This is a genomic window from Anaerolinea thermophila (assembly GCF_020723905.1).
In the GTDB taxonomy this organism is placed as follows: Bacteria; Chloroflexota; Anaerolineae; order Anaerolineales; family Anaerolineaceae; genus Anaerolinea; species Anaerolinea thermophila_A.
Genome location: NZ_DYHZ01000003.1, coordinates 221,866 through 247,196, shown reverse-complemented (window position 1 = coordinate 247,196; position 25,331 = coordinate 221,866). Strand labels below are relative to the sequence as shown.

The 25,331-nt window shown below is 48.0% G+C and carries 24 protein-coding genes, 2 tRNA genes and 1 pseudogene; 17 read left to right on the top strand and 10 right to left on the bottom strand.

Going from position 1 to position 25,331, the window contains the following annotated elements; all coding sequences use genetic code 11:
• Window positions 1–26: 26 nt before the first annotated feature.
• From LHF31_RS05925 to LHF31_RS05870, 12 genes are all read left to right on the top strand, one after another.
• On the top strand, window positions 27–683 hold the full coding sequence (locus tag LHF31_RS05925; protein WP_298006769.1) for a pyrimidine 5'-nucleotidase: 657 nt from the start codon (window positions 27–29) through the stop codon (window positions 681–683).
• A complete protein-coding gene (locus tag LHF31_RS05920) occupies window positions 680–916 on the top strand; it encodes a hypothetical protein (protein ID WP_298006771.1) in 237 nt (78 codons plus the stop codon). Before LHF31_RS05925 ends, LHF31_RS05920 begins: the two co-directional genes overlap by 4 nt.
• Window positions 917–1,007: 91 nt before the next feature.
• A complete protein-coding gene (locus tag LHF31_RS05915) occupies window positions 1,008–2,258 on the top strand; it encodes a S41 family peptidase (RefSeq protein ID WP_298006775.1) in 1,251 nt (416 codons plus the stop codon).
• 92 nt (window positions 2,259–2,350) lie between these two features.
• Window positions 2,351–3,346: a lysylphosphatidylglycerol synthase transmembrane domain-containing protein gene (locus LHF31_RS05910; protein ID WP_298006778.1), complete on the top strand. Its 996-nt coding sequence runs from the start codon at window positions 2,351–2,353 to the stop codon at window positions 3,344–3,346.
• A gap of 183 nt (window positions 3,347–3,529) precedes the next feature.
• The gene (locus LHF31_RS05905; protein ID WP_298006781.1) at window positions 3,530–4,675 is read left to right on the top strand and encodes a response regulator; all 1,146 of its coding nucleotides are present in this window, start codon (window positions 3,530–3,532) and stop codon (window positions 4,673–4,675) included.
• Window positions 4,662–5,426: a Sir2 family NAD-dependent protein deacetylase gene (locus LHF31_RS05900; RefSeq protein ID WP_298006783.1), complete on the top strand. Its 765-nt coding sequence runs from the start codon at window positions 4,662–4,664 to the stop codon at window positions 5,424–5,426. The genes LHF31_RS05905 and LHF31_RS05900 overlap by 14 nt, the downstream gene beginning before the upstream one ends.
• 289 nt (window positions 5,427–5,715) lie before the next feature.
• Window positions 5,716–6,846, top strand: coding sequence for an ABC transporter substrate-binding protein (locus LHF31_RS05895; protein ID WP_298006786.1), 1,131 nt, complete (start codon window positions 5,716–5,718; stop codon window positions 6,844–6,846).
• A gap of 189 nt (window positions 6,847–7,035) precedes the next feature.
• Window positions 7,036–8,163 carry a branched-chain amino acid ABC transporter permease gene (locus tag LHF31_RS05890; protein ID WP_298006788.1) on the top strand — a complete coding sequence of 376 codons (1,128 nt, stop codon included), beginning with the start codon at window positions 7,036–7,038 and terminating at the stop codon, window positions 8,161–8,163.
• A gap of 1 nt (window position 8,164) precedes the next feature.
• Window positions 8,165–9,421, top strand: coding sequence for a branched-chain amino acid ABC transporter permease (locus LHF31_RS05885; RefSeq protein ID WP_298006791.1), 1,257 nt, complete (start codon window positions 8,165–8,167; stop codon window positions 9,419–9,421).
• A complete protein-coding gene (locus tag LHF31_RS05880) occupies window positions 9,418–10,269 on the top strand; it encodes an ABC transporter ATP-binding protein (protein WP_298006794.1) in 852 nt (283 codons plus the stop codon). The genes LHF31_RS05885 and LHF31_RS05880 overlap by 4 nt, the downstream gene beginning before the upstream one ends.
• Window positions 10,269–10,979, top strand: coding sequence for an ABC transporter ATP-binding protein (locus LHF31_RS05875; protein ID WP_333656923.1), 711 nt, complete (start codon window positions 10,269–10,271; stop codon window positions 10,977–10,979). The genes LHF31_RS05880 and LHF31_RS05875 overlap by 1 nt, the downstream gene beginning before the upstream one ends.
• 19 nt (window positions 10,980–10,998) lie before the next feature.
• Window positions 10,999–11,352 carry a hypothetical protein gene (locus LHF31_RS05870; protein ID WP_298006799.1) on the top strand — a complete coding sequence of 118 codons (354 nt, stop codon included), beginning with the start codon at window positions 10,999–11,001 and terminating at the stop codon, window positions 11,350–11,352.
• 49 nt (window positions 11,353–11,401) lie between these two features.
• On the opposite strand, the gene LHF31_RS05865 is transcribed toward LHF31_RS05870, so the two are convergent.
• From LHF31_RS05865 to LHF31_RS05855, 3 genes are all read right to left on the bottom strand, one after another.
• Window positions 11,402–13,633 carry a DNA translocase FtsK gene (locus tag LHF31_RS05865; RefSeq protein ID WP_303773820.1) on the bottom strand — a complete coding sequence of 744 codons (2,232 nt, stop codon included), beginning with the start codon at window positions 13,631–13,633 and terminating at the stop codon, window positions 11,402–11,404.
• Between the two features lie 299 nt (window positions 13,634–13,932).
• Entirely contained in the window at window positions 13,933–14,859 is a 927-nt protein-coding gene (locus LHF31_RS05860; RefSeq protein ID WP_298006805.1) for a hypothetical protein, read from the bottom strand.
• Window positions 14,860–15,110: 251 nt separating this feature from the next.
• Window positions 15,111–15,839, bottom strand: coding sequence for a hypothetical protein (locus tag LHF31_RS05855; protein ID WP_298006807.1), 729 nt, complete (start codon window positions 15,837–15,839; stop codon window positions 15,111–15,113).
• Between the two features lie 218 nt (window positions 15,840–16,057).
• Between LHF31_RS05855 and speD (LHF31_RS05850) the strand changes: the two genes are divergently transcribed.
• The 4 genes and pseudogenes from speD (LHF31_RS05850) (at window position 16,058) to LHF31_RS05835 (ending at window position 17,913) form a co-directional block, all read left to right on the top strand.
• Window positions 16,058–16,447: an adenosylmethionine decarboxylase gene (gene speD / locus LHF31_RS05850; RefSeq protein ID WP_298006810.1), complete on the top strand. Its 390-nt coding sequence runs from the start codon at window positions 16,058–16,060 to the stop codon at window positions 16,445–16,447.
• Window positions 16,448–16,526: 79 nt separating this feature from the next.
• Window positions 16,527–16,853, top strand: a pseudogene (gene speD, locus LHF31_RS05845) (S-adenosylmethionine decarboxylase); the annotation flags it as partial.
• Window positions 16,846–17,688, top strand: coding sequence for a polyamine aminopropyltransferase (speE, locus tag LHF31_RS05840; RefSeq protein ID WP_298006816.1), 843 nt, complete (start codon window positions 16,846–16,848; stop codon window positions 17,686–17,688). The pseudogene speD (LHF31_RS05845) and the gene speE, both read left to right, overlap by 8 nt.
• A 152-nt stretch (window positions 17,689–17,840) precedes the next feature.
• Window positions 17,841–17,913, top strand: a tRNA-Glu gene (locus LHF31_RS05835).
• Window positions 17,914–17,949: 36 nt separating this feature from the next.
• On the opposite strand, the gene LHF31_RS05830 is transcribed toward LHF31_RS05835, so the two are convergent.
• Together LHF31_RS05830 and LHF31_RS05825 are read right to left on the bottom strand one after the other, a co-directional pair.
• Window positions 17,950–19,137, bottom strand: a complete 1,188-nt coding sequence (locus LHF31_RS05830) for a helix-hairpin-helix domain-containing protein (protein WP_303773817.1) — start codon at window positions 19,135–19,137, stop codon at window positions 17,950–17,952.
• A gap of 128 nt (window positions 19,138–19,265) precedes the next feature.
• A complete protein-coding gene (locus LHF31_RS05825; protein ID WP_298006823.1) occupies window positions 19,266–20,573 on the bottom strand; it encodes an MFS transporter in 1,308 nt (435 codons plus the stop codon).
• Between the two features lie 103 nt (window positions 20,574–20,676).
• On the opposite strand from LHF31_RS05825, the gene LHF31_RS05820 reads away from it, so the two are divergent.
• A tRNA-Arg gene (locus tag LHF31_RS05820) sits at window positions 20,677–20,750 on the top strand.
• A gap of 348 nt (window positions 20,751–21,098) precedes the next feature.
• Here LHF31_RS05820 and LHF31_RS05815 read toward each other — a convergent pair.
• From LHF31_RS05815 to LHF31_RS05795, 5 genes are all read right to left on the bottom strand, one after another.
• A complete protein-coding gene (locus LHF31_RS05815; protein WP_298006826.1) occupies window positions 21,099–22,358 on the bottom strand; it encodes a cysteine desulfurase-like protein in 1,260 nt (419 codons plus the stop codon).
• 8 nt (window positions 22,359–22,366) lie between these two features.
• On the bottom strand, window positions 22,367–22,723 hold the full coding sequence (locus LHF31_RS05810; protein ID WP_298006829.1) for a hypothetical protein: 357 nt from the start codon (window positions 22,721–22,723) through the stop codon (window positions 22,367–22,369).
• Window positions 22,724–22,821: 98 nt separating this feature from the next.
• Window positions 22,822–23,532 (bottom strand): energy-coupling factor ABC transporter ATP-binding protein, encoded by a 711-nt coding sequence (locus LHF31_RS05805; protein ID WP_298006833.1) that lies wholly within the window; start codon window positions 23,530–23,532, stop codon window positions 22,822–22,824.
• Between the two features lie 3 nt (window positions 23,533–23,535).
• A complete protein-coding gene (gene cbiQ, locus LHF31_RS05800) occupies window positions 23,536–24,333 on the bottom strand; it encodes a cobalt ECF transporter T component CbiQ (RefSeq protein ID WP_298006836.1) in 798 nt (265 codons plus the stop codon).
• Between the two features lie 38 nt (window positions 24,334–24,371).
• Complete coding sequence (locus LHF31_RS05795) at window positions 24,372–25,319, bottom strand: energy-coupling factor ABC transporter permease (protein WP_298006839.1); 948 nt, start codon at window positions 25,317–25,319, stop codon at window positions 24,372–24,374.
• Between the last annotated feature and the right edge of the window lie 12 nt (window positions 25,320–25,331).

The window sequence follows — 25,331 nt, the reverse complement described above, 5'->3', positions numbered from 1 at the left end:
ACAATGAGTTACGGTATACTTTGCCTATGACATTTACCACGCTGTTCATTGATTTAGATGACACACTATATCCCCCTGAAAAAGGGGTCTGGGACGCCATCGGGGAAAAAATCAACGAGTACATGGAAACCCGTGTAGGTATTGCGGCGGAAGATGTTTCCACTTTACGAGAAAGCCTGTACCGAACATATGGGACCACTCTGAGAGGACTGATGATTACCAGAGGGATTGACCCTGTTGATTACCTGAAATTTGTTCATGATATTCCTCTCAAAAAATTTCTGCACCCTGCACCCGAAATCCGCCAGATTTTATTGAAGTACCCTTTGCGGAAAATTATTCTGACCAATGCAGACCGCAATCACGCCCTCAGGGTTTTGAAAGTGCTGGAACTTGATGGGGTTTTTGAACAAATTATTGACATCATGGATATGCTTCCCTATTGCAAACCTTTACCTGAAGCCTTTAAAAAGGCACTGGAAAAAGCAGGGTCCCCACAGGCAACAGAATGTATTTATCTGGATGATAATGTTTCAAACCTAAGCGCTGCAAAAGCACTGGGCTTTTATACGATCCATGTTCATCCTGCGATAATCTGCACAGAATGTCACAACCATATTCCCTACCTGCAACATCTTCCCCAGGTACTTGATCCATTATTATCGGAGGATCACCGCTCATGAAAGAGATTGGAATTCTTGGATGGTGTGCCATTGGGTTCCTGGTTATTTTCATTATCGGGTTCAATTTATGGTTATACGAATTTTTTAAGAACAAAGGGGAAATCCCTGAAATCCAGGTCATTCGTCGTTCTTTTCAGACACTTCAAAATCCTTTTGGCAAAGAGCAGGAACAAATTTCAGAATTAGCAAAACGAGTTCGGGAAATATCTCCTCCATCTGCAAAGAAAGAATAAAAAGGAAACACGGTTTGTTGTATAATGCCCCAAATGAGGTTTTCATCCAATCTTAAGCCTGCCATGATACCCTCATGGCAAGGAGTAATTTATGAATAAGTCCATTCGTTACTTCGTCTTTGGTTTTTTCGCGCTGATTCTGTTAGCAGGTGCCTTCTCTGGCGGGATTGTTGTGGGCTGGTTACTTCCCGAAAGAAGTGTATCTGCTTCACCTTCAGGTCCTTTCCCTTCCTCTTCAAGCACCACAGGAGGAACTCCAAAGGATCTGGAACAGTTATTTAAACCCTTCTGGGAAGCGTGGAATATCGTTAATGATCAATATGTAGAGCAACCAGTAGATCAGGAAAAACTGATGCGCGGTGCCATCAGCGGGATGTTGCAATCGCTGGGAGACCCGCATACTTCATATATGGATCCTGATCAATTCCGGCAAGCCAATATGCCCATGAGTGGCGAATATGAAGGCATTGGCGCCTGGGTGGATATTACCGGCGCATATGTGAAAATCATCAGTCCAATGCCAAACTCACCAGCAGAGAAGGCGGGTTTAAAAGCCGGAGACATTATTCTGAAAGTGGATGGCGAAGATATGACCGGAATTGATGGCAACCTGGTCTTGAGACGCATCCTTGGACCAGCAGGAACTAAAGTGACTCTCACGGTTCAGCGGGAAGGAGAAAGCGAACCGCTGGAATTTACCATCACCCGCGCCAAAATTACCATTCCGAGCGTGGAAAGTAAAATGCTCGATGACGAAATTGGCTACATTCGACTGTTCACTTTTGGTGAAAAAACCACCGATGAACTGAAAAACGCCCTGAAAGATCTTCTCAAGCAAAATCCGAAAGGACTGGTCCTGGATTTGAGGAACAACGGCGGCGGTTACTTAACTACTGCCATTGAGGTGGTTTCTCAGTTTATTGATAAAGGTGTCATCATGTACGAGGAATATGGGGATGGTCGGGAAAAATCCTTCAATGCCATTCCCGGTGGACTGGCAACCAAGATTCCTCTGGTTGTGCTTATCAACGAAGGAACTGCCTCTGCCTCTGAAATTACCGCCGGGGCTATTCAGGATTATCAGCGTGGAATTCTGGTAGGGACAACATCATTTGGAAAAGGTTCGGTGCAGAATTGGGTGGCGCTGGAAAATGATCAGGGTGCCATCCGTGTCACCGTGGCTCGCTGGCTTACACCCAATAAGCGCCAGATCAATGGTTCCGGGCTGACACCTGACGTGGTAGTTCCGCTGACCGAAGAAGACATCAAAGCCGAAAGAGATCCCCAGTTGGACAAAGCCGTTGAACTGTTAAGAAGCGGAAGCGCGAACGTGACTCCATAGACGGAGAATCCAAAAATAAACAGGTTGGAGTGTGAAATTTCCAACCTGTTTATTTTTTAAGCAAATAGGCAAACGCCATTATAATCGGTGATGTGAAAAAGTTTCTCATCGCTCTTGTCCTCCTGCTTGGCGTCCTTTTCATCATCGGGCGAGCCGCAGAAATGCAGGATATTGGAAAAGTTCTCCAACGGGGAGAGTTCGGTTGGATTTTTCTGGCATTTGTGCTCTTATTGGGGTGGTTTTTAAATTTAGGACTCACTTACCAATCCATCTATAACATTCTGGACATGCCTGTCTCTGCGTTCTACATGACGCGATTAGCAACTGCGGTAAACTTTCTGAACATCGTTGCGCCCAGCGCAGGGCTAGGCAGTGTAGCCGTTTTCATGTCTGATGCAGTTTCCAACAATCGCTCAACGGGAAAAACTGCCATTGCCGCTGTCATATTTGTATTACTGGAATATGTTGCCGTCCTTACTGTTTTAATTTTCGGGCTTGCTGAACTTGCCTATCGGAATAACTTACACTGGGCAGAAATTCTAGCCTCGTTGATATTGCTCATTGGTGCGCTTGGACTGGGTGTTTTGCTTTACATTGGCATGCAGTCGGCTTCTCTCTTGGCAAAGGTGCTTCAATGGGGAGCGCACACTGTTAATCGCCTGCTTAAGCCTTTTATTCACAGAGAGTACCTTTCAGAAGAACGAGCCCACGAATTTGCTTATGAAGCCGCTGAAGGCATTGCTATCATTCGAAATCATCCGAAGAAAATTATCCGCCCCATTTTGTTTGCACTGTTGAATAAAGCCCTTCTCATTGGAATACTCACCTTAACTTTTTTAGCCTTTCACGTCCCCTTTACTCCCGGCGTTGTGATTGCTGGATTCAGCCTTGCCTCTCTATTTCTGATTGTATCCCCCACGCCGGCAGGGATTGGAATTGTCGAGGGAGTCCTTACCGTGGCTTTGCGCTCCCTGCAGATTCCCATTGAAGATGCGGCAGTCATTACGATGGCATACCGGGGTATTACTTTCTGGGTACCTTTACTTGTGGGTATGGTCACTTTTAGAACACTCCCACATCATCACTAATTCATGATAAAAATTCTTCGTTATATAATTGTGAAAAAGAAGTGGATCAGGTTTACCTGACCTTAACGGATCTTCAACTCAAAAAATGTTATATTTATTAGTGAAAATAAACTTGTCTGGTGAATTATTTTATGCTAGACTGAATTCAAAGGGCAACTTGCCCGAAAGAGAGGGGAAGCGCAAATGGCAGAGAAAATCCTGATTGTGGATGACGACGTACAAACCCTCCGTCTTGTAGGGTTAATGCTGGAACGCCAGGGGTACAAAATTCTTGCCGCCAGTAACGGTACCCAAGCCATCTCCATGGCACGAACGGAGCGACCGGATTTAATTTTGCTGGATGTCATGATGCCCGATGTGGATGGGTTTTCGGTTGCCCGAACATTACGAAAAGAGCCTGAAACTGCCGATATTCCCATCCTGATGTTCACTGCCAAAGCCCAGGTGGAAGATAAAATTGCCGGATATGAAGCAGGCGCTGATGATTACCTCACCAAGCCCATTCATCCAGCCGAATTAACTGCCCATATGCGCGCCATTCTCTCACGCAACAAAGGGCGGATGGGCGTTCCTGTCGAAAGAGGCTATACAATTGGGGTGATTGGTGCAAAAGGTGGACTGGGGGTTTCATCCCTCACGCTGAACGTAGCCATTAATTATTTCCAAAACACCAAACAGGAAGTCATCGCCGCAGAATTGCGCCCCGGACAGGGTTCCTGGAGCACAGAGTTGGGAATTCAATCCTGTGAGGGGTTAAACAACCTCCTCCGCTTGAGCCCCTCGGACATCAACGTGGCTACCGTCGAGAACGAATTGATACGCGTTCCCTATGGGATTCGCCTTTTGCTGGCTTCACCATACGCTAAAGACGTTCCTTTGATGAAAAATACCGCCAGCATGGAAGCCGTTGTTGACCAGCTTTCGCTGATTGGTCGAGTGACTTTCCTTGACATTGGCACAAATGCCCATCTGGCATTGGATGAAATTCTGAATCTGACTAAAGAAATCATTGTTGTCACAGAACCCTTCCCAGCGGCAATTGCCCGAACCCGCATCCTCATCGAAGATCTCAAGCAAAGGGGCTTTGGAAAAGGAAAACTGCTTTCCCTGGTTGTTGTAAACCGCATCCGCGCTGACGTGCAGCTTTCGGTAACTCAGATCCAGGAGATGCTGGGGTACAGCGTTTCGCAGGTCATCCCGCCTGCACCTGAAGTCTCATTCCAGGCGGCAACCAGAAATCTACCCTTGATTCAGGTGCAGATTGGCGGAATGCTGAGCCTCCAGTACAGCCGCTTAGCTGAAGCCATTGCCGAACGTGTCAACGTCTGAAGACTCCTTGCTGGATGAAAGAATTACCCTTGCCCGGAAAATCCTCCGGGAGAGTCGATATGTAGTCGCATTTACCGGGGCGGGTATTTCTACCCCTTCCGGGGTACCTGATTTTCGTTCCGCAGGAAGCGGTTTATGGGAACGGTTTAACCCCTTGGAAGTTGCCTCGTTGAGCGTATTTCTTGCCAATCCGAAAAAATTTTGGGATTGGAAACGCCCACTTTTGAGACAAATGTGGACAGCACAACCCAATGATGCGCATTGGGCTCTGGCAGAAATGGAACGGTTGGGCATCCTCCGGGCTGTGATTACCCAGAATATTGATGGACTTCATCAACGCGCGGGTAGTCAAATTGTTTTAGAACTCCATGGCTCCATTGATCACCTGGAGTGTCTGGAATGCCATGCTACTTTTCCAATGGAAAACTTTCGTGAACTTCTGGAAACCAGTGAGAGTATGCCTCGATGCCCGAAAGATTCTTCCGTATTGAAACCGACCATTGTGCTGTACGAAGAGATGCTTCCTGATGATGTCTGGATGGAAGCCAGGGAGCATACCCGGAAAGCAGATTGCATGCTGGTAATTGGTTCCTCTTTAGAAGTGTTTCCCGCCAGCGAATTGCCACTGCAGGCCGTTTCTCAGGGGGCACACTTAATCATTAACAATTTTTCGCCAACCCGTCTCGATCATCTGGCTACTGTACTGCTTCCCTGGGACGTCTGTAAAGTCCTCCCCTTACTGGTATCCTGAAATAATCATTCATAATTTTTGGAGGCGCATCGGCTATTGACATATCTCAATTCTCTGGTATATTCAAACATTATTTAGCAAGCCCCCCTTATCCTTTACCAACACAGCAAACATCGGAAAATTTCTTTTGAGAGGTGATGAACCCTTCTCATAAATTTATTCATTGAAAGGAGGTGAGCGCCCGATCAGAGCAATAAAAAAAGAAGACCTCTGATCACCTCAAAAGGTCTTATCATACCTGTAAACATTTCCCTGAAAAAAGAAAAATCCAAAGGAGGAATAGAATTTTATGAAGACCCGTATTGCTGTATTTGTATTGCTGATTGTCGCCCTGATGGTGACAGCCTGTCAGGCAGGTGGTGGGGGTACCATCAAAGTGGCTGTTCTGGCTCCCATGAGCGGACAGGTTTCCACGTTTGGTATTTCAACCAATAACGGCGTCCAGCTGGCAGTTGAGGAATGGAATGCCAAAGGCGGAATCAACGGAAAGAAAATTGAAACAGTGGTCGCCGACAGCCAGTGTTCTGCTGACCCTGCCGTGAATGCCGCGAACAAAGTCATCCAGGAAGATAAAGTCAAGTTCATCATTGGTGAGGTTTGCTCCAGCGCCTCCATCCCTGTATCGGAAATTGCTGAAGCCAATCAGGTGGTTCAAATCAGCCCCACCTCGACAAACCCCCAGGTAACTTTGAACAAAGATGGCTCCACCAAGAAGTATGTCTTCCGCGCCTGCTTCATTGACCCCTTCCAGGGAACGGTGATGGCAAAGTACGCGCTCGATAAGGGATACAAAACTGCCTTTATCATGTTCGATCAGGGCAATGACTATGTGCGCGGACTGGCTGAATACTTCGAAAAAGCCTTCACTGAAGCCGGTGGCAAGGTTGTGGGCAAAGAATCCTATACCAAGACCGACACCGACTTCTCTGCCATCCTGACCAAAGTGGCTGAATCCAAAGCCGAAGTGCTCTTCCTGCCCGATTACTACCCGATTGTGAACCTGGTAGGTGCGCAAGCCAAAGAAAAAGGCGTAACCGCTGTGATGATGGGTGGCGACGGTTGGGATTCTGCCGATCTTGACCTCAAAGCCGCGGATGGTGGATTCTTCTCCAATCACTACTCCCCTGAAGATCCTCGTCCAATTGTGCAGTCCTGGGTAGCCAACTACCAGAAGAAATACAACGCCGTCCCCGATGCGCTGGCAACTCTGGGCTATGACGCGGCAAACCTGCTCTTTGCGGCAATCCAGAAAGCCGGAACCGATGACCCCACCAAGGTTGCCGAAGCGCTGGCTTCTCTGGAATACGAAGCAGTTTCAGGCAAGATCACCTTCGATGCTCAACACAACCCGGTAAAGAACGCCGTTGTGCTCTCCGTAAAGGATGGAAAGGTTTCCTTCTCCGCCTCGGTGGCACCATAAACTGAAACTGGAACAAAGAGGGGCGGATAGCGCTCCGCCCCTCTTTCTCACAGGTCAATGTCTCGTCCGGGAGCATTTTCCACCAGCATTTACCCTTTCAGGGGAATTTTGATTTGTTCTCCTCTGGTTTTTTCGGTGCGCAAGCAACGAGGAAAACCAATTTAAATTTGATCCGTCGGGGTAACTCATATGAATCGTTCTGAACCGATAAGGAAAGCCCCTTCTTTTTTAGAATCTCTGGTCCAACGGCGAACACTGGGATATTTGCTATTAGGGCTGGTCCTGCTGGTAGCCATCTGGCGCCTGGGGAATGCACTGCTTGAGAATCCATCTCTATTCCTTCAGCAAGTGACCAATGGTTTGCAGATTGGATTTGTTTATGCCCTGATTGCGCTCGGGTACACCATGGTGTATGGCATTGTGCGGTTAATTAACTTTGCCCACGGTGACGTGTTTATGGTGGGGGCATTCACCAGTTTTTACGCCATTTCTCGCATTCAATTACACCTCTGGACCCGGGCTCTTTTCCCTGACCTGAACCCCTTCATTGCCGATGTCATTGGCACAATTTCTGTTGTGCTTCTCTCCATGGCTGTATGTGCCCTTCTTGCCGTCACCATTGAACGGGTGGCATACAAACCCCTGCGCAATGCACCCAGAATCTCCGCTTTGATTACCGCCATTGGGGTATCTTTCTTTCTGGAGTATTTTGGCGCTCTGAATTTCGTTTATACCGCAAACTACATCACCTACCGGCGCCCATTCGATGTAATTACCTGGGTGATTGGGGATCAGGGCGTGCAAGTTCTCCAAAAAGGGCAGGAAGTGCCTGCAGGAGCGATTATTTTCTCCAACATTTCTTTCATCATCATCGTTGTTTCCATTATCCTTCTGGTTTTACTCCAGTACTTCGTCAAGAATACCCGCACCGGAAAAGCCATGCGAGCCACTGCATATGACCGCCAAACGGCTCGCCTGATGGGTGTGGATGTGGACGCCACCATTTCAACCACTTTTGCCATAGGCGCAGCACTGGCTGGGGCGGCAGGGGTATTGTATGCCATCGCTTACCCGCAAGTAGTCTTCTGGATGGGGATTATTCCAGGGTTGAAAGCGTTCGTTGCGGCTGTGCTGGGAGGAATCGGGAGTATTCCCGGCGCAGTTGTGGGCGCTTTAATTCTTGGACAGGCAGAGACGCTCAGCGCTGCGTATATCTCCACCCCCATGCGCGACGCCATTGCCTTTTCCATTTTGATCATCGTTTTACTGGTCCGCCCCACCGGTATCTTTGGAGAAGCCCAACGGGAGAAGGCATAGTATGAAACACATCAGTCGAACTACCCTGATCTTCCTTGGAAGTATTGTGACTTTCACCCTCGTGGTGCAGGTCCTTATCTCGCTGGGTGTGCTTAGCCCGTTCTGGAACACCATTCTCCGGCAAGGGGCTGTCATGGCAATTGTTGGGCTTGGGCTCAACCTGATCTACGGATTCAATGGACAGTTTTCCCTGGGGCAATGGGGATTCTATGCAATTGGTGCCTATTCTGCCGCAGATATCACCTATCGTTGGACAAACGACGCCAATTCCAACGGGTTGACAGTTCTGTTCTTTACCATTTTGCTGGTTGGCGCCTCTATATTGATTCTTTATCGCGTGTTTGGCAAAATTCGTGGTGTAGATCCGCTTTCGGCATTTGCCATTTATCTCATTGCCGCAGTGGGTTTGACTGCCCTCGCTGTTTCAATTGGTAACCTGACTGCGCCGGCAGTAAATGCCATACTCAAAGCCTTACCAACCAATATTGCCAATACGCTGGTCTATCTGCTGGCAGTTATCATAGGCGGCATCCTTGCGGCAGAGGTAAGTTTTCTGTTTGGCTTACCCGTGCTTACCCTCGGGTCAGATTATTTTGGCATTGCCACACTGGGTTTCACCATCATCGTTAAAGTCCTGTTAGACAATTCTGACGTCATGTTCGGTTTCGTGGAGATGAAAGGGGCGCGCGGGATGATTGGTATTCCCAAACTCACCTCATGGATCTGGGTTATGCTGTTCTTGATCCTGGTAATCGTCATCACCCGCAACCTGTTACATTCCAGTTACGGACGCGCCATCATCTCCGTTCGAGAGGATGAAATTGCCGCTAAAGCAATGGGAATTGACATTGGACATTACAAGACCCTTACCTTTGTGCTGGGTTGTCTGTTTGCCGGTCTGGCAGGCGGGCTGTACGCACACATCAACGGATTTCTGCATCCCGACTCCTTTAACTTTATCAAATCCTTTGACCCCATGATCATCGTCGTCTTTGGAGGGTTGGGCAGTGTGACCGGGACAGTATTTGCCGCCTTTGCCTGGCAATTGGTGCTGGAAGGCATTCTGCGTAGTATTCTGCCGCCCGGGTTCGAAACCTGGCGGTATGTGGTTTATCCCCTGCTACTGCTGGTAATGATGTTGCTGAAGCCCAACGGGTTGTTTGGAAATTATGAAATCCCATACCTGAGGCAAGTTCTTCCACCCCTGAAGAAACCGGCAACCGAAACCCAAACTCCAGCGGCTAAGGAGAGCCTATGAGTGAACAAACTTCCACGCAAACGCGCCAATCCCGATCCAACGGACAGGAAATCCTTCGCATTGAAGGGTTGACCAAATTGTTTGGCGGTTTGAAAGCCGTGAATAACTTCAGCCTTTCGCTCAATAAAGGCGATTTGAACGGTCTGATTGGACCCAACGGCGCAGGGAAAACCACCGTTTTCAATATGATCACAGGGGTATACGTTCCCACCTCCGGGTCAATCCGATTCAACGGACAGGAAATAGCCGGACTGGAGCCACATAAAATTAATCAGATGGGCATCGCACGCACTTTTCAAAACATTCGTCTTTTCTCCAATCTAACCGTGCTGGACAACGTGCGAATTGCTTATCACCCTCATGCAGGCTATAGCCTTACGGACGCAATTTTCCACAATAGCAGGTACAAGGAAAACGAACGCATTCTCACCGAAAGAGCACAAGAGTTTTTAGCCGTTTTCAACCTGCAGGACCGGCAACATGAGATTGCGAAAAACCTCCCATATGGGGAGCAACGCCGACTGGAAATCGCACGAGCCCTTGCTGCAGAACCCAAATTGTTGCTTCTCGATGAACCTGCAGCCGGAATGAACCCGGCTGAATCTGTTGCGTTGATGGACTTGATCCATTTTATTCGAGAACGCTTTGATTTGACCATTCTGCTCATTGAACATCAAATGCGGGTGGTGATGGGAATTTGTGAATACATCACGGTTATGGATTTCGGTGAGGTCATCGCTCGAGGAACACCTGCTGAAATTCAGGCAAACCCGCGCGTTGTTGAAGCATATCTCGGACCTGGTTCTGCCGCATTATCCGAAAAATTTAGACGGAAGAGAACGCTATGATGCTCGAAGTAAAAGACCTCAACGTGTACTATGGCGCAATTCACGCCCTCAAAGGGGTAACCTTCCATGTGGATAAAGGCGAAATCGTCACCCTGATCGGTGCAAATGGCGCTGGGAAGTCCACCACCTTAAACACCATTTCAGGGCTATTGAGAGCCCGTCAGGGAAGTATTTTGTTCCAGGGAGAAGATATTACCCGCACCATGCCTCAGGACATTGTCCGTAAAGGCATCGTTCAGGTTCCCGAAGGGCGTAAAATTTTCGCCACCCTCTCCGTTTTGGAAAATCTGGAAATGGGCGCCTATCTTAACAAAGATAAAGCCCAAATTCAACGAGATTTAGAGATGGTGCTGGATCGATTCCCTCGATTGCGGGAACGACGCAACCAGTACGGGGGCACGCTCTCCGGTGGAGAACAGCAAATGCTCGCTATCGCTCGGGCTTTGATGTCACGTCCCACCCTGCTTTTGCTGGATGAACCATCTATGGGGCTCTCTCCTATTCTGGTTGAGCAGATTTTTGAAATCATCCAGGATATCAACCAGCAGGGTACAAGTATTCTCCTGGTTGAGCAGAATGCTCAAATGGCGCTTTCCATCGCTGATCGCGGGTACGTACTGGAAACAGGACGTGTTGTGCTGGAAGGTCCGGCGCAAGAACTTCTCCATAACCCCATGGTGATTGAAGCCTACCTTGGAGGGCATGGATAGACCAACAGGCAGGTGATCTATGAAAACTTATGAAAAAATCCTCTACTTTTTTCTTCTCCCCATCCTTGCAGTGTTGTTATATCCCCCTCAATCGCTTCTCAAGGGCGTCGGGGTCGTTATGGCGGCTGTGCTTTTGTTTGTCCTGATCGGATACTTCCTCTTAAAGGGAAAAGAACTGGCTTTAACCTTCATGATTTTCATGCAGGGAATGAACGTCATCGTCCGATTGATGATGTTCTTTAGTACCGGCTTCACCAATCAAGGACAACCTAATGTGCCTTTTCTAATTACCTGCTTTTTGGGCTTGGCACTTTCCTTCTGGTTACTCGTCCGCCTCGATCAGCAAGATATTCGCCTTAGCATGATCGGTTAAATTTTCTTCAGCAATAGAAAAAGGCATCCAGTTTTATGGATGCCTTTTTCTATTCCGATTCCGCATCATCTTCCCAATCCAGCACTTCCCTAACCTGAGAGGTGGGAGAGGCAGGACCAATCACACCGGCATCCTCAAGTGCATCAATCAGTCGTGCAGCCCGCGTGTAACCAATGCGGAGTTTTCGCTGTAACATAGAAATAGAGGCTTTACCTTCCTGGCGAACAATGCGTTTGGCATCTTCCAGCAATGGATCACCTTCCCGACTTCCCAGTTCAGAGTCAAACAGAGGAACCTGCGTCAAGGGCACGCTGGGAGGCAAATCCATATTGACCGGTTCGATTATGTTATTCGATTCCCCAGACGTTTGGCGAGTGGAACGCATGTTCATATCCTGAAGACGCCAAAAATCCACCAAACGCTGGATTTCCAGATCTGAGACAAAAACGCCTTGAATACGAACCGGCGCTGAGGCATCAGGGGCTTGAAAGAGCATATCACCCCTCCCCAGCAAACGTTCCGCGCCAGGCTGGTCTAAAATGACCCGGCTGTCCACCCCCGAGGCAACTGCAAAAGCAATTCTGGCGGGAAAATTCGCCTTAATTAAACCCGTAATCACATCCACAGAGGGACGCTGGGTGGCTAACACCAGATGAATCCCGGTTGCACGGGCTAACTGCGCCAGCCGTGTCAAACTGCGTTCGGTTTCCTCTGGCGCCATCATCATCAGGTCTGCCAATTCATCTACCAGCACTACCAGATAGGGAAGCGGTGGGGAGAATTTCCGATTATACTCGGCAATATTACGGACACCGGATTGTGAAAAGCGATGATAGCGCGCATCCATTTCGCGCTGTACCCATTGCAGAGCCCCAACAACCTTTTCTGCTTCCGTCACTACGGGCGCAAGAAGATGGGGGATGCCATTGTAACCGGTTAATTCCACGCGTTTGGGGTCTACCAGGATCAAACGCAAATCTACCGGCGTATTATGTAAAAGCAAACAGGTCAGAATGGAATTGACACACACCGATTTTCCTGAACCTGTTGTCCCTGCAATCAACAAATGAGGCATTGTTGCCAGATCATACGCCACAGAATGCCCTGCAACATCCTTTCCCAGCGCAAAACGCAGCGGTGACCGGATTTTGCGAAAAGATTCGCTTTCGATAACCTCTTTTAACATCACCCGGCTGATCTGAATATTTGGGACTTCAATCCCCACATAGTGGCGTCCAGGAACTGGTGCCTGAATACGAATGCGCGGCGCTGCTAACGCCAGAGCAAGATCATCAGCAAGGGCGGCGATTTTGCCTACACGCACCCGCATACGTCCACTGCGGGTCTCAATAAAATCTGGCTCTACCCCAAATTGAGTCACTGTTGGACCACGGCTGATTTCAACAACATGCACGGGGGCGCCAAAGGATGCCAGCGTTTCCTCAATCAGGCGTGCCCGCTCGGCATCCACGTTTGTTTGGATGGTCTCTTCGATGGGCGGATCAAGAATTTCATCCACAGAGGGCAATTGCCACAGTTGTTGAGAGGGAGACGGCAATTGCTCTCCTTCTGTTCGATGAACCAATGAGGTCGGTACACGATCAGAACGGTTTCTCTCCCCCACCTTTCTCGGAGAAGGTTTTTGCTCAACAGATGGAGTAAAAGAAGAAGGTTCGGTATGGTGAACGGGTAAGGGTTTAAAGTCCTCGGGCAATTCCTCCCGCTCCAGAGGGGCAGGTGAGGGAGAAAATGCAGATGTACGCCCACGCAAGTGATGTTCAGAAGTTGTCTTTAAGTTTTGCGATTGCCGGGCAAGACGGTGTATTTGATTCCGGATCCATGTTATCAAATCAACCACGGCAATATCAGCGGTCATGACAATACCCAGGACTAATCCCGCCAGAAGTAATACCCATGCCCCTGCCTGCCCGATCGCTGAAACCAGTGCCCTCTCCAACACAGCACCGATATACCCCCCACCTTTACCAGCACCAGCAAGGTCCCACCCTCCCCCACTGGAAAGGTGTAACATTGCCAGTATCACCCCGTAGAGCAGGGCAATACCCGCTGCTCGTTCTAACGAAGGGGACGGGAAACGATCGACATTGCGTAAAACCAACCAGAAACCCAGTGCCAGGAATAACAAGGGTAGGATGAAAGCCCCGTTCCCTCCCAGCAGTTGCATGGCTGTTACCCACCAGCGTGTCAAGATTCCATGTTGAGAAGAAAACAAACTCAGCAGAGATAGAAGCCCAATCAAAGCCAGTAAGGCTCCCAACAAATCCATTTTCCGTTCGGGAGTAAGGCTATCCCACCAGCTAATGCCGGGTTTTTGAGGAGTGAGAACCTTTTTGCCTGACCTGGTTTTGGAAGGCGCAAGGGCAGGTTGCCTTCCAGCAGGTTTGCTTCCTTTAGCAGAAGGCTTATTCCCTCTGGAGGATGAGACCTCTTTACTCTTTTTCGGCTTCGGCTTGTTCACTGGAAATCCCTATCCTAAGGTTTAAAGCAGGCACATTATAGCACATGCTTTCTACCTGAAGAAAAACATGTATACCAGATCAGGGAGAACTTTGGAATAAATTACCACCAGATCCGAAACGAAGCGCGTGTTGTGGTCGTCTTTTCCTGGACCACTACCGTGACAACTACTTCTACTTTTGTTCCTGGTTTGTAACTACCTAAAGGAATTGCGCCCTGGGTTAATCCTGATGAATCTGTTTCTTTCAATCGCATCGGGTCGGTAGATTTGCCATCAACGACAACCTGAAGGGAAACAGGGACATTCTCCAGAGGATTGCGATACTGGTCCCGCACGATGATGTAAATAGTCTGGATCTCGCTGGACTTAATGGCAATTTTGGCGGGGAATACCATCACCCGGGGTTTAATGGGTGCTTCTATGATATTTCCAGGTACGTGACAATCCTGCAGTGTTCGAGGGAATTTGTTGCGATCGAAATCAACTCTGCCCAGTTCTGTCAGGCTAACCCTCAGCCCTTCTGGTCGTTCAGGCCACCATTCAAAACGTGCATTTTCAAAATACTGAACCAGACGATTATTGGGTAGTTTTAATAAATTGGAAATGGGAAGCCCAAAGACTTTCTGCCCGCCATAGCGATCATAAAATTTTAGAAAGTCAAAACAAACGCTTTTATCATTTGGGAACGTCCGACAAGCCCCTGGAGAAAGCGGGAGTTCTGCCGGCGGAAGATTTTCAAAATTCAAACTTCCAAGTGGGGACAAACGGACACGTTGTCCAGCGGGTAAATCGGGAGAAAATTCGATACGAGCGCGCGTAAAATACTGGATCTTTTCACTGGGTTTCAATGGGTTATCAAATAAATTCGTAATCGGTTCTCCCAGGATAAACGAGGCATCCGGGATACTATTATAAAATTCCCGAATTTCGCCTTCCAGAATATAACAGGAATCCCCCTGAGGGACCGTAACGGCAAGTCCTGGGTGGGTGGATTGCAACACAGCAATGATCACCCCCAGAACGATCAACCCTAAACCCCATTTCTCCCAGAATATTTTCATACTCAAATTATGTCATATTTTTCAAATACGCGCAAATGAATAGGTTGATACAATTCCCTCACATCCAAGGCTAAAACAACCAGGTTTTTACATAGAATTCGCCACAACCAGACTGTTCAACTTTTCTTTGAAAAAGCACTTGTAAAATGAACATTTATTTGCTATAGTAGTATTAACTCATCTGCCGGTAGCCCCCCTCTACTGGCAGATGAGTCGTTTTATCCTTTTTTCTTAATTTGAAGTTCTTGCGACCTTTCCCACTCACTCACAGCAGTACGCAATAATTCCTTTACCTCTCCCTCTGGTACACTGTCAATTCCTTCGTACACCTGTCCTTCAATGCGTACCAGAACACCTCTTCGCGGATCCTCAGCCAGAAAAATGTTTTTTCCTTCGTAAGGAGTGCCTTCCAATTTCTTCTGGAAAATTTCATCAATCTGTTGCACAATGCTCTTGGGTGGTTCTTTCCTGGGAGGTTGCATTGCATCTGCAAATGCAGTGGTAACTCCAGTAATTATATTGGGCGAACGAACGGGTTCCACAGATAAAGAAACGGAAGGCGGTTCAGGCAACCTGACGGAGACATTCTCTGTTGGAGCCGATGCTGGCGTTTCACCAATACCCAGCCAATCTCTCACATCACTAAGGATGGCTAATAATTTACCTCGATTCTCAGCCGAAAGTTCAGAGGGCTTTTCAATGAGTTCCCCTTTCCACTCCAACCTGATTCGCTTGTTCAAGGGATCCTGAAAAACGCCCAACAGTAAAGGGACAGACCTTTCCGGAACAGAAGAAACAGCTTTGGAAAGCAACTCTTCGGTTTCGTCTTTCTCTTTACCAGCCCGCCAGGTAGCAACAAGCCATCCAAAAACATAGCCAATGGTGATGCATAGAAAGGCAATCACCAGAACCATTGTTACGGGAGAAGATGTGGAACCCGTTTCCATTCTAAACCTCTCATCATTACTACTTATAAAGATTATAGCATGGATAAAATTGTGATTGGGTTGCTATGTTCCTCCTTTTCTGGCAGAGAGATAAACAGTGAATCAACAAAAAATTCCAAACAACTTCTTAGAAAAGGATTGACATTCTGGGGTTTTTGATTGAAAATTCGTCCCTTGAAAACAATAATTATATTTCTTTTTGGGAGGGTTATGTTCAGGTGAACGCGCAACTCAAACTTGGGGAACACTACATTTGCGATCTCTCGGATTGCAATCGAGAATTACTTTATGATAGCGATCGTGCCGGCCAGTTATTCTCGAAAGCGGTCCGAGAGAGCGGTTTAACTGTGGTCGATGAGGGCTTTTTCCCGTTCAGTCCTCATGGATTCACGTGTTTCCTTTTGCTGGCTGAGTCTCATGCCAGTTTGCACGCATGGCCCGAATACGGCTATTGTGCAGTCGATCTGTTTACCTGCGATTTGGATCTGGACCTCACGCCGCTCATCAACCAGATCAAAGATATCTTTGGCGCATCCCAGTGCTCCATTCGCAAGGTCGCAAGAGTAGCAGAACTTGTAGGAGAACCAGAACATGTCAACTGCTGTTAACACTTTCCAACTTGATACATTTGAAATGCTCATGCCGGGGAGCGAAGGCACAGACCAACCCTGGGGTTGGCATCTGGTTTTGAATCTCTACGATTGCGACCCGGAGCGCATCCGTTCCGCAGAGGTAATCAGGCGTTACGTCATTGAGTTGTGCGACCTGATTGAAATGAAACGGTTTGGCGAGCCCATTATCGTGGATTTCGGAGAAGACCCACGCGTAAGCGGTTATTCGCTCGTTCAACTGATTGAAACCAGCAACATCACTGGACACTTTGCAAACCAGTCAAACGCGGCTTACATTGATATTTTTTCCTGCAAGAAATTCGATCCCGAAAAGGCTGCGGCTTTCACTATAGAAACTTTCCGTGCGGGAAGAGCAAAGGGGACATTTTTCAACCGTGAATGAGATCTGGTTTACCGAACAACTTCATCCGTATTACCGGAAATCCCTGCGGGTCAAGCAAGTGCTGGTAGATGAACAAACCCCCTTCCAGCACTTGCTCCTGCTGGATACGGAATTCTTTGGAAAAACACTGGTCCTGGATGGCATTATTCAGTTAACCGAACGGGATAATGCCGGGTACCATGAGATGATCACCCACGTTCCTATGCTTGCCCATGGTGCCCCGCGACGGGTACTCATTGTCGGCGGCGGAGACGGCGGAAGCCTTCAGCAAGTCCTGAAACATCCTTCTGTGGAAGAAGCCGTCGTTTGTGAACTGGATCGCCGGGTTGTGGAAGTCTCCAGAGAAGCCTTCAGCGCTTTTGGCGATCCCTGGGCAGATCCACGGGCGCGCCTGGTTGTTCAGGATGCCTTTGCATTCCTGGAATCGGGAACAGAGAAATTTGACGTGATCATCTCAGACACTACCGATCCCATTGGTATGGCTGAGCGCCTGTTCAGTGAAGAGTTTTACCGCCTCATGTTGCAAGCCCTAAATCCCGGAGGTGCTATCGCCACCCAATGCGAGCAAATGTTCTTTGACGCTTCGCTCATTCGGGAAATTTTCACTTTTGTGAAGGGATTGGTGGATCACCCTGCTTATTACCATGCCCTCATTCCCACCTACCCGGGAGGCGGCATTGGGTTCATGTATGTTTCCAATACGCCATGGACCGCAGGTCTCTCCCGTCCATTCCCGGAAGGGTTAAATTACCTGAACCCGGCGGTACACAGGGCAGCCTTTGCCCTTCCGGAATTTTTCCGAAAGCAACTGGAAGATTTGCTGGTAGATCAGTAACACCTACAGCAAACCCTCCCACTGAAGTTTCAGCGGGAGGGTTTTTATGCCAGAAGAAACCCCCATGCCATTAGAGAATATAACCTCAAAAGGGCACTGATTTTGTTGACATCAAAAAAAGGCTGTGTTAAAATCCAACCGCTTTCTGGAATGCCCCCATCGTCTAGCGGCCCAGGACGTGGCCCTCTCAAGGCCAAAACGAGGATTCGAATTCCTCTGGGGGCACTTTACTTTTTTAATGGCTTTTAGTTCTCCACGGATTCACCACAATCGAAGTTGATGCTGCAGAAGGCGCCCATTGACCAGTAAGAACGGAGCAGCGCGGTTGATGGGAACACCCAGGCGTTTCAGGTCATCTTCACTTTTTATTCGCTGGTTCCGCCGAGCCGATAAAATGGCTTGCGCAGTTTTTGGGCCAATTCCTGGTACACGCAACAGTTCCTTTGCTTCCGCCCGGTTTATTTCTACCGGCTTATGGATGAGATGAGTTTGCGCCCATGCCAGTTTCGGATCGGTCTCTAATGGCAGGTAACCTTCCCGGGTAAAAGGCAAATCCTCCACATCAAAACCATAATCGCGTAACAAAAAAGAAGCCTGATATAGGCGGTGCTCTCTCCATGGAGAACAGGCCGGGCGATCTTCAAAAGGAGTATCAGAGGTGGGTGAAAATCCGGAGAAATAGGCTCTTCCCAACCGGACCTTTTGATAAAGCCATGCAGTGACAGATAGCAACTCCAAATCACTCTCGCCTACGGCGCCGACAACAAATTGCGTTGTGCTGGAGGGCCAGCGAGATTTCCAGCCCTGCCAGGGTGGAAGAGTTTGCCGAATCTTCTCAATCCAGCGCAAAGGTTCTAACAATTCATCGAAAAAAATCTTCTGGGGAGCCAGTGCCTGTAAGCGCTGTGTATTTGGGCCTTCCAGATTGATCGAAACCCGATCAGCCAGTTGCATGGCGGCAACAACCTGATCATATTCCGCTCCAGGCATGATTTTCAGGTGAAGGTAACCCTGATACTGATACTTTTTTCGTAAAATCTCTGCGGTTGCCAACAGACGATCCTGAGTCCGTAAACCACCTCCAGCAATTCCACTGGACAGAAATGCTCCTTGAATTACCCCTCTGGTGGTTAAATCCACAACGGCTTTTGCCAGTTCCTCCGGTTTGAAAGTAATTCTACGAAAATCTCTCCCCATTCGAAACGGGCAGTAATGACAGTTCCGCTCACATGCCGAAGTAAGTAAAGATTTCAACAAGGGAATTTTCTTGCCATTGGGAAGCGTTGCAGTGGAAATTGGAAAATCCGCAGGACAAAAAGAAGGCACATCAGGAAGTGAATTGGTAAGTGGAGATCCCGGTAAAGAGACATCCTCTGCCACTTCCAAACGCATCTCGGATTGTAAAAGACGCATCTTTTCAAACGTATCCACGTTTTCATTATAGAACATTTGTTTCCATAATACAAGATTTTTATGAGTAAACTGGTTGAAAGGAACAGAAACCCTGATTTTCTGAAAACAAAAAGGCTCTGCATGAAAAAAATCAAGCAGAGCCAGAATATACCCTTTGTTAATTATCAGGAGGCAGAAACCGCTGCTTCAATTAACTCTTGTTCTTCTTTTTCGGCAACACTGATACCCTCTTTTTCATTTACGAAAGTTAGCAGGATTGCACCGATTATAAAGAAGAGAATCAGAGAGATAATTCCCAACCGGCTGTTCCCCATAAACTGGCTGACCAGCCCAAAAATTAACGGTCCAGCAATTCCAGCAAATTTTTCCGAGACGCTGAAAAAGCCAAAGAACTCTGCCGATTTGCTCTTCGGCACCATCCGACCAAACAGGGAACGGCTGAGCGCCTGGCTCCCCCCCTGAACAGTGGCAACCGCAAACCCCAATGCCCAGAAATGCCATTCTTTTTGCATGAAATACCCGGCAATGGCAATTCCTGTATAAACCAGCAGGCTCAAATAAATGCTCTGTTTCGTGCCAATCCGTTTGGCAAGCCATCCAAACAGGAAAGCAAACGGAATTCCAACAAACTGCACCATTAAGAGAGTGCCTATCAGCGTGGTTTGTCCAATCCCAATTTCCGCACCGTAAATGGTTGCCATTTTGATGATGGTACCAATGCCATCGTTATAAAACCAAAACGCCACCAGAAAGATAAACAAATCCCGGTAACGGGTAATTTCTCGAAAGGTGTGTCCAAGGCGATGAAAAGAAACCGCAACAGGATTTTTCCCACTCTCACCCGGCATGATTCTTCGAGGAGGTTCAGATACCCACTTCAACAACGGAATGCTGAAAACAAACCACCAAAGGGCAACACTGACAAAAGAAAGACGTGTCATTAATCCTGTCAGTTCCTGAGGCGCCAGCATAATCATTGCCAGATTAATTGCCAGCAATATACCACCACCCAGGTACCCGATGGCATATCCACGCGAAGAAACCTGATCAATTTCATCTGGCCCTGCCACATGAGGAAGCAGGGAATCGTAAAATACCAGCGAGCCGGCAAAACCAAGATCGCCAAGGATAAAGAAGATTGACGCCATCAGCCAGTCGCCCGTTCTGACAAAGTACAGCAGAGCCGTCGCAGTCACCCCTAAAAGCATGAAAATCGTGAGAAAACGTTTCTTTGCTCCACTGAAATCAGCAATTGCTCCAAGGATCGGGCTGAGAATTGCCGCAATGAGAAGTGAAATTGATGTGGTATAAGCCCAGTAAACCGTTGCAAGATTTCCTGGCAAATTAGCGGCAGCGACCGAGGCATAATACACCGGAAGGACTGCCGCCATAATGGTTGTGGCAAAAGCGGAATTTGCCCAATCATACATCGTCCATGCCCAGATAGCACGTTTATGTTGTTTCTCTTCCATACTTGTGCTCCTCTTTACAGATAAAATGATTATAGTATCAAACCCCAAAGCGAACTTCTGGTTTTCTTGAAAGGCGGAACGGTTCCGGATATAATTTGGATGCGCCCCAGTAGCTCAAAAGGATAGAGCAAGGCACTCCTAACGCCTTGGTTGGGGGTTCGAGTCCCTCCTGGGGCACTCATTTTTAAAAAACTCTTAGGAATTTTTAAGGTTATTCGTAAGGTTAAGGTAAGTTTTAACCCTTGATTTTTTGGAAGAAGTGAGTAAAATATTCCATAGATAAACGTCAGGGTGCCCCCCTCACTCTGGCGTTTATCCTTATTTAGGGCTTTCAACAAAATAAAACCATAAAAAAAGGGGCTATCCAAAAAGACTTGTTTTCTCTTTTTAGACAGATCTCAGTGGGAAAACTTAGTCGGAAAAAAACATCTGGTGGGGCTAAAATAGGCATTTACCTATGGACCCAGGGGTCAAGTGAGAAAAATGTAAAGAGGCTGTCTTTTTTCCAGACAGCCCCAGTCAAAATTATACCTTTTTAGCCATTTCCCAGAGGGCGCTCCCCAAACGTTCCAGTTCTTCAAGGGTGTTGTAATGCACCGGTCCAACCCTGACCAGCCCTCCGGAATCTTCCAACCCTAAACGTTGGGTAACCGCTAAGGCATAGAAATTCCCGTTCCAAACCTGAATATGTTGCCTGTCCAACCAGCGGGCTATTTCTTGAGGATGTTTGCCTTTCAAAGTAAATGAGACAGTGGGGACTCTTTGCTCCAATTGACGCCGATTGGTGATCCCATAAATAGTTATTCCGGGAATTTCTTCAAGAATGTCCAGCAGAGCCCGGCTGAGTGTATACTCATACGACCGGATGGCAGTCATGGCTTTTTTGAAAGAGCGCCTGCGTCCAGATAAATGGGAGGGAATACTTTCATCCACTTCACTTCCGAAAGTTTTCCCGACCCATTCCAGATATTCCAATGCCCCTGCAACACCAGCAATTCCCTCAAAATTCCCGGTACCTGTTTCAAATTTTCCCGGGGGATTTTCCGAGGCTGGACGAACTTTATAGGCAGGTAAGGACTCCAGCAACGCCATCTTCCCATAAAGAACCCCTACATGGGGGCCAAAGAATTTATACGCTGAACAGACCAGAAAATCCACGTCCAGCGATTGAACATCAATCGGACCATGTGGAGCATACTGTACGGCATCAATATACGTGAGCGCACCTGCCTGATGAGCTTTTTCAACCATCTCGGCTACGGGATTAACTGTACCGAGAGCGTTGGAAGCATAACCAAAGGCAACCAGACGGGGATGTTCGCTCAGAGCTTGTTCAAAATCCTCAAGATTTAAAGTGCCATCTTCAGGATGAAAATCTACCCATCGTATGGTTAAGCCTCGATCTTCTGCCAGTTGCACCCAGGGGGAAATATTGGCATCGTGATCTAATCGGGTCACAACCAGCGTATCCCCGGGAGAGAATATTTTTCCCAGAGACCGGCTGATTTGAAAGGTCAGAGAGGTCATATTTGCACCAAAAATGATTTCCTCTACCCGATGGGCGTTCAGGAATTCTGCCATACTCTGGCGAGCCTGATCAATGACGGCATCTGACCTTCGGCTGGTTTCAAATTCGCCACCATGGTTGGCATTGAATTCGACCAGGTACTGAGCTATACGATCGACGGTCGAACGTGCAACCTGCGTCCCACCGGGATTATCCAGAAAGATCACTTCCCTTTCTAACGCCGGAAATTGCCCCCGAATAGCAGTCAGATCGAGCATATGACAATTTAATCCTTATCTTCGTCGTCTGGCAAGTCAAAATCGGGTTCTTCTTCCAGATCCTCAGGCTTCAACCGACACCACAGCAAGAGGACATCTCCTTCAGGAGTAGTTACATTACGCGCGGCAAAAATAGGGGCACGCTCTTCCAATCCCAGACGATTCCGAAAATGCAGGTAAATGTGTTCCTGGCGGCTCCAGGCTTTATGACACCGTTCTACAAGTGCGTTTCCATTGAATGTACGCACCCGCGTCAACGCTGTTGCGTACATGCCTGCGCTTTCATGTAATCCTAAAGCCCAACCATCATCAATGGTTTCAAATACGGGCGTTGGTCCCTCAATGATAGTGATTTTCTCGTCCATAAACAACTCCAATGCCCGCTATCATACCACAAAACCAGACTTGCTTCCTCTCATTCATTTGAGAAAAATGGGATGAGGTTTCCAGGACAGGATCGCTTCTACGATACCAGCCCATGTTCAATCAGAAACTTTTGATCACTGAGAAGGGCTTCGGTTGCACCATCTGCCACAACCTGGCCCTGATCCATGACAATCGTGCGGGGGAATAATTCTCGCACCATCGGCAAATCATGGGTTGCAACCAGCATACTTTGGGGCAACTGGCGAAGCAATTCAATGAGAGATCTTCGAGCACGGGGGTCCAGACCCGCGGTAGGTTCATCCAGCACCAAAGCAATAGGGTTCATGGAAAGGACTGTGGCTATGGCAATGCGCTTTTTCTCCCCCACACTCAAATGGTGAGATACTCGTGGAGCATACTCTGTCATTTGCACCATCGAAAGGGCTTCATGGACACGTTCTTTCACCTCTTGAGGAGGCAATCCCTGATAAATGGGACCGAAAGCCACATCATCGAACACCGTCGGAGAAAATAACTGATCATCGGGTGTCTGAAAGACAAGCCCCACCATAGCCCTTACACGTCCCAGGTTTTTGGGTATCACTGGCAAATCCCCAATAAAAACCTCTCCCTGTTGAACAGGTAGTATGCCATTCAAATGAAGAATCAGAGTGGATTTTCCAGCACCATTGGGACCAATCAGGGCAACTTTTTCGCCATGGCTGATATGGAAAGAAACCTCTCGAAGTGCCTGATGTCCATCAGGATACGAATAAGACAAACGTTTGACTTCAATGACACAACTCATCACTTACCCCCACAAAACTCTGGCTAAAACTACGATAAGGAAAAAACTCACAAATACCACCACAGAAATCCAGCGCTGAATCTCCGGAATAGAGGGGAGCGGTAAATGCCGAATTTCACCATCATATCCCCTGGAAAGCATGGCATGGTAAATACGATCCGAACGCTCAATGGAGCGAATAAAAAGGTTCCCTGCCATACCACCGGTAACCTTTGCCCTCCAAAAGACACTGCCCCCATGTTTATAAGAAGGATTCGGGCTTTCTCCGCTTCGAGCATTACGGGCATTCATCATTCGGATGGTTTCATCTACAATCACAAACAAATAGCGCCACATCAACCCAATGATGGACACCAGAACTTTTGGGAGACGCAATGCTCGCAAAGCCAGCAATATTTCAGGAAATGGTGTCGTTGATGCCATCAAAATGGCGGCTTGAACAGAAATCCAGGCCTTCAGCGCAACGCTGATAAATCGCTCCACTCCCGGGGCAGTGATGGTAAGCCCAAACGGCAAAGTCACCCAAACATTACCTGTTTGAGTGAAAAGAACCGGCAGCGCTGCCAGAACAAAAGGTAGTGCAAGTGCTGCTCTCTTAAAGAAAAACGGAATTCCCAAATCACTGAGGATTTCAGCCGAGAGGAGTACCGCAGTCAAGAAAATGTAAAAGGGCCATCCCCCAATAGGGATCAGGGAAGTGGTAAGAATGAAAGCAATGACTAACGGAACTTTTAGCCGGGCATCCAGTTGATGGATGGGGCTGGAACGAGGCTTGTACGGGTCAAGGAAATGTGCGTGCATGGTTTACTGGATACCCGGCTACAGGTTGATCTCTGTTTTCAGGCAGTCTTTTGGCGGCGCAGATAGGCAATCCCGAGGGTTACACCTAAAACCAAGAGAGTTCCCAAAATTCCCGCAATGATTGTAGCAAGAGTTTCATTGGGAATACCCGGGAAGATGTAATCAGGAATAATGGTAAAAGATGGTTCACTGGCTCTCTCCAGGAACCCGGCCTGTTCCGCTACCCATTCCAACCCATCCGGATTGCTGGAGGCTAAGGGGGAAAGTACCGCCAGGAGAATTGCCAGAAGGGTTCCACCAATCCAGATCAGCGTACTGCCTTTTGGTTGAGGTTCACCCAGTTTCAACAAATCGCGCCGCGAAGCGTAAATCAGGCTGACTGCACCCAGAGTGATTAAGCCTTCCCCAATGCCAATGAGAGCATGGATACCCCCCATTGCCGGAAATGCGATATTTGCTGGTGAAGTGCCCGACAAAGCCAGTTGCAAGGCTACTGCAAGAGAAGCAATGAAAATTGAAGTCCAGGCAGCAATGAAGGAGCCTACAAATACTCCCCACTTTTGTCCTGTAGACATCCGTTGAAAAAAGCGGTAGATGGGATAAGAAACAAAAGGACCCACAACTGCCATATTGAACAAATTGGCTCCAAGAGCGAGCAGTCCGCCATCCTGGAAGATCAGGGCTTGAACACCAACTACGCAGGTCATGATGAGAACAGCCGCCCAGGGACCTAACAGTATCGTAGCAAGGGCTGCCCCCATCAGATGCCCCGATGTTCCACCAGTGACGGTGAAATTCAGCATTTGCCCGGCAAAAATAGCCGCAGCCAGCACCCCCATCACCGGAACCTCACGTTCGCCAAGGTCCTGACTTACCCGTCTTGTTGACAGAGCAATGACAACAATCGAAATGATCCAAAGCGCAATGGATAGAGGGACGGAAAGAAATCCGTCTGGAATGTGCATTGGAGCAGGAGAATAAAGCATACTGACCTCCTC

What these genes read in the sequence shown, in the direction of transcription:
- LHF31_RS05825 (WP_298006823.1), bottom strand. Translation starts at nt 20,573, where the DNA reads ATGGAAGAGAAACAACATAAACGTGCTATCTGGGCATGGACGATGTAT.
- LHF31_RS05855 (WP_298006807.1), bottom strand. Translation starts at nt 15,839, where the DNA reads ATGGAAACGGGTTCCACATCTTCTCCCGTAACAATGGTTCTGGTGATT.
- LHF31_RS05905 (WP_298006781.1), top strand. Translation starts at nt 3,530, where the DNA reads ATGGCAGAGAAAATCCTGATTGTGGATGACGACGTACAAACCCTCCGT.
- LHF31_RS05920 (WP_298006771.1), top strand. Translation starts at nt 680, where the DNA reads ATGAAAGAGATTGGAATTCTTGGATGGTGTGCCATTGGGTTCCTGGTT.
- LHF31_RS05915 (WP_298006775.1), top strand. Translation starts at nt 1,008, where the DNA reads ATGAATAAGTCCATTCGTTACTTCGTCTTTGGTTTTTTCGCGCTGATT.
- LHF31_RS05925 (WP_298006769.1), top strand. Translation starts at nt 27, where the DNA reads ATGACATTTACCACGCTGTTCATTGATTTAGATGACACACTATATCCC.
- LHF31_RS05805 (WP_298006833.1), bottom strand. Translation starts at nt 23,532, where the DNA reads ATGAGTTGTGTCATTGAAGTCAAACGTTTGTCTTATTCGTATCCTGAT.
- LHF31_RS05875 (WP_333656923.1), top strand. Translation starts at nt 10,269, where the DNA reads ATGCTCGAAGTAAAAGACCTCAACGTGTACTATGGCGCAATTCACGCC.
- LHF31_RS05830 (WP_303773817.1), bottom strand. Translation starts at nt 19,137, where the DNA reads ATGTTCTATAATGAAAACGTGGATACGTTTGAAAAGATGCGTCTTTTA.
- LHF31_RS05895 (WP_298006786.1), top strand. Translation starts at nt 5,716, where the DNA reads ATGAAGACCCGTATTGCTGTATTTGTATTGCTGATTGTCGCCCTGATG.
- LHF31_RS05810 (WP_298006829.1), bottom strand. Translation starts at nt 22,723, where the DNA reads ATGGACGAGAAAATCACTATCATTGAGGGACCAACGCCCGTATTTGAA.
- LHF31_RS05815 (WP_298006826.1), bottom strand. Translation starts at nt 22,358, where the DNA reads ATGCTCGATCTGACTGCTATTCGGGGGCAATTTCCGGCGTTAGAAAGG.
- cbiQ (WP_298006836.1), bottom strand. Translation starts at nt 24,333, where the DNA reads ATGCACGCACATTTCCTTGACCCGTACAAGCCTCGTTCCAGCCCCATC.
- LHF31_RS05795 (WP_298006839.1), bottom strand. Translation starts at nt 25,319, where the DNA reads ATGCTTTATTCTCCTGCTCCAATGCACATTCCAGACGGATTTCTTTCC.
- LHF31_RS05885 (WP_298006791.1), top strand. Translation starts at nt 8,165, where the DNA reads ATGAAACACATCAGTCGAACTACCCTGATCTTCCTTGGAAGTATTGTG.
- LHF31_RS05890 (WP_298006788.1), top strand. Translation starts at nt 7,036, where the DNA reads ATGAATCGTTCTGAACCGATAAGGAAAGCCCCTTCTTTTTTAGAATCT.
- LHF31_RS05880 (WP_298006794.1), top strand. Translation starts at nt 9,418, where the DNA reads ATGAGTGAACAAACTTCCACGCAAACGCGCCAATCCCGATCCAACGGA.
- LHF31_RS05870 (WP_298006799.1), top strand. Translation starts at nt 10,999, where the DNA reads ATGAAAACTTATGAAAAAATCCTCTACTTTTTTCTTCTCCCCATCCTT.